At 68.1% G+C, this 1,438-nt stretch carries 2 protein-coding genes; both read right to left on the bottom strand.

Annotated features, from left to right (window positions below):
• Nucleotides 1-159 precede the first annotated feature (159 nt).
• Nucleotides 160-630 (bottom strand): MarR family winged helix-turn-helix transcriptional regulator, encoded by a 471-nt coding sequence (locus tag ACEN88_RS31610; protein WP_413346100.1) that lies wholly within the window; start codon nucleotides 628-630, stop codon nucleotides 160-162.
• A 61-nt stretch (nucleotides 631-691) separates the two neighbouring features.
• Nucleotides 692-1,438 (bottom strand): ATP-binding protein (locus ACEN88_RS31605; protein WP_413346099.1); only part of this gene is annotated, 747 nt, incomplete at its 5' end.

The following is a 1,438-nucleotide window of genomic DNA, read 5'->3' as shown; positions in this document are numbered from 1 at the left end:
GCCGGATCGAGCCCGGCCGCGCACTTCATCCACACGGCCGTCCGCGGCATGCGCATCAGCGCGAAGGCAGGCGCCGACGCCGCGCAGCTCGGTGCGACGGTCGATTTCGTCATCGCCGCACTGAAAGCGCGCGCGGCGCCCGTCGCGGAAGTCTGAGCGTCAGCTGTCCGTCCTGCCCGCCGCGTCGATCAGGTTGTCGCGCAATTGCACGATGGCCTTCTGCAGCTGCGGGAATTCTTCCGGACCGAGGCCGGACGCGGCGACCGTCTGCTTGCCGAATCCAAGTCCCTTCTCGCGCAGCGCGCGGCCCGCGTCCGTGAGCGAGATGCGGACGTTGCGCTCGTCTTCCTTGTCGCGCTCGCGGCGCACATAGCCCATCGCTTCCAGCCGCTTGAGCATCGGCGTTACCGTGCTCGGTTCGAGGAACAGCTTTTCGCTCAAGGCCTTGACCGTCTGCCGGTCCTGTTCCCATAGCGCGATGATCGCCAGGTATTGCGGATAGGTGAGGCCCAGCGCGTCCAGCACGGGCTTGTACACGCGCGAGTAAGCCAGATTGGTCGAGTAGATGGCAAAGCACATGAAGTCCGCCATGCGGGCAGCTTGGGCGCGGGCGTCTTTATCGTCAGGCATGATTATCTAGAAAATTATCGCGATAACGATTATCGTACTTGAAATCCGCCAATCGTGCAGGTCACGGCAGGGTCAGCCGCGCCTCCAGCCCGCCCTCCGGCCGGTTGTGCAAGGTGAGCGTCCCGCCGAGACTCCCCGCGAGCTGGCGCGCGATCGCCAGGCCGAGCCCGGTGCCGCCCGTGTCGCGGTTGCGCGATGCCTCCAGCCGGAAGAACGGCTCGAACACGGCTTCCAGCTGCCCGGCGGGGATGCCGGGACCGTTGTCCAGCACGCGGATGAGGACTGCGCCCTGGCTGTCGCGCCCGACGACGATGTCGGCCCCGCCGCCGTAGCGCAACGCGTTGTCGACGAGGTTGCCGATGATCCGCCGCAGCGCTTTCGGACGCGTGTGCACCGGTGCACCGATGCGGCCTTCGAGGTTCACGGCGCTGCCCGCGTCGCGGTAATCCAGCACGAGGCTGTCGAGCTGGGCGTCGAGGTCGATGGCGCGCGCCGGCTCGCGTTCGCCGTGCATCGCGCGCGCGTAGCCGATGCCGTCCTTGACGAGGCCTTGCAGCTCTTCCAGGTCGGCACGCAGGCGCGGCTGCTGGGCTTCGTCGTCCATCATGTCCACGCGCAGGCGCATGCGCGTGATCGGCGTCTGCAGGTCGTGCGAGATGGCGGCCAGGATGCGCACGCGCTCGTCGACGTACGCGGCGATGCGCTTTTGCATGGCGTTGAACGCGCGCGCCGAGCGCAACACTTCCGACGGGCCGCGTTCCGGCAGCTCGACGGGGCGCAGGTCCGGCCCGAGCGCATCGGCCGCCTC

Source organism: Massilia sp. CT11-108, assembly GCF_047302915.1.
In the GTDB taxonomy this organism is placed as follows: Bacteria; Pseudomonadota; Gammaproteobacteria; order Burkholderiales; family Burkholderiaceae_D; genus Telluria; species Telluria orientalis.
The sequence above is the reverse complement of the archived record's forward strand: the minus strand, read 5'-3'. Positions and strand labels throughout refer to the sequence as shown.

What these genes read in the sequence shown, in the direction of transcription:
- ACEN88_RS31610 (WP_413346100.1), bottom strand. Translation starts at nt 630, where the DNA reads ATGCCTGACGATAAAGACGCCCGCGCCCAAGCTGCCCGCATGGCGGAC.